This is a genomic window from Neisseria sp. P0009.S007 (assembly GCF_051962515.1).
The window spans coordinates 1-1,704 of sequence record NZ_JBQCVF010000276.1 but is presented as its reverse complement, the minus strand read 5'-3'; the positions used below and the strand labels follow the sequence as shown (position 1 = coordinate 1,704).

Here is a 1,704-nt window from a genome sequence, read left to right as displayed (position 1 = left end):
GCTATGAGTGCCATCGCCCATTTTGTCGCCAGCTTTCGCGAAGCCGCGCCCTATATCCAATATTTGCGCGGCAAAACCATGGTGGTCGGCGTGACCGACAGCCTGTTGGAAGGCGAACCCCTGATTCGTTTGGCCGCAGATTTGAACCTGTTGGCCAGCTTGGGCTTGCGTTTGGTCTTGGTACACGGTTCACGGCATTTGCTTGATAAATTAGCTTCGGGTCGGGATTTTGTTCCGAAATACAGCGGCAGCCGACGGATTACCGATGAAGCGACTTTGATGGAAGTGAAGCAGGTGGCGGGGATTATCCGCAGCGATGTGGAAGCCGCCTTGTTCAGCAGCGTATCCGCACAGCAACGGAGCAAGCCACCGGTTATTGCGTGCGGCAACTTTATTACCGCCCGTCCGTTGGGCGTTATCGACGGCGTAGATATGGGCTATACCGGTACCGTCCGCAAAATCGACGCGGAAGAAATCCGTTTGCGTTTGGATGGCGGCGCGGTGGTGCTGATCAGTCCTTTGGGGCATTCGTACAGCGGCAAAACCTTCAATCTGAGCATGTGCGAAACCGCGCAGGAAGTGGCAATGGCTTTGCAGGCGGAGAAGCTGGTTTTCCTGACCGAAGAAACCGGTATCCGCCGCGCCGACGGCTCGTTGGCCAATACTTTGTCTGTCGGCGAAGTGCAGGAGCTGATACACGACAATCCCGATGCGCCGGCCGATTTGCTGCATGCGGCGGTAGGCGCGTTGGAAAACGGCGTATCGCGGGTGCAGATTCTCAACGGCCGTGAAGATGGCAGCCTGTTGCGCGAGCTGTTTACCCGCGAGGGCAGCGGTACCTCGATTGCGCGTGAGCCGTTTGTTTCCATCCGTCAGGCACGCAGCGACGACATTCCGCACATCATCGCCTTAATCCGTCCTCTGGCGGAACAAGGCATCTTGTTACACCGTAGCCGCGAGTATTTGGAAAACCATATTTCCAGTTTTTCCGTATTGGAACACGATCAAAATATTTACGGCTGCGTGGCGTTGAAAACCTTTGCCGAACCGGACTGCGGCGAATTGGCCTGTCTGGTGGTGTCGCCCGAAGCTCGTGACGGCGGTTACGGCGAATTGCTGTTGGAACATCTGTTTCAAAAAGCACGCGCCTTAAATATCAAAACGCTTTTCGCCTTATCCACACATACAGGCGAATGGTTTGTCGAACGGGGCTTTCAGACGGCCTCGGCCGATGATCTGCCTGCCGAGCGCCGGCAGGAATACAATGCCAACGGTCGCAATTCCAAAGTATTTGTTTATGACTTGCAGGCCGTCTGAAAACTTCAATCTATTATCCGTTTTTAAAAATCACTTAAATCTTATGTTGAAAATTATCTCTGCCAACGTCAACGGCATCCGCTCCGCCTATAAAAAAGGTTTTTATGAATACATCGCCGCTTCCGGTGCCGACATCGTCTGCGTGCAGGAACTGAAGGCACAAGAGGCCGACCTGTCAGACGATATGAAAAATCCGCACGGTATGCACGGCTACTGGCATTGCGCCGAAAAGCGCGGTTACAGCGGCGTGGCGGTGTACAGCAAACGCAAACCCGACAATGTGCAAATCGGCATGGGCATTGAAGAATTTGACAGAGAAGGCCGTTTTGTCCGTTGCGATTTCGGCAAGTTGTCGGTAATTTCGCTGTATCTGCCCAGCGGCAGCAG

Annotated in this window: 2 protein-coding genes; both read left to right on the top strand. The window is 54.0% G+C overall.

Going from position 1 to position 1,704, the window contains the following annotated elements:
• Positions 1 to 3 precede the first annotated feature (3 nt).
• On the top strand, positions 4 to 1,317 hold the full coding sequence (gene argA / locus ACTHS3_RS12405; RefSeq protein WP_070608458.1) for an amino-acid N-acetyltransferase: 1,314 nt from the start codon (positions 4 to 6) through the stop codon (positions 1,315 to 1,317).
• A gap of 43 nt (positions 1,318 to 1,360) precedes the next feature.
• The coding region (locus ACTHS3_RS12400) for an exodeoxyribonuclease III (RefSeq protein WP_440368072.1) at positions 1,361 to 1,704 on the top strand (344 nt) is incomplete at its 3' end.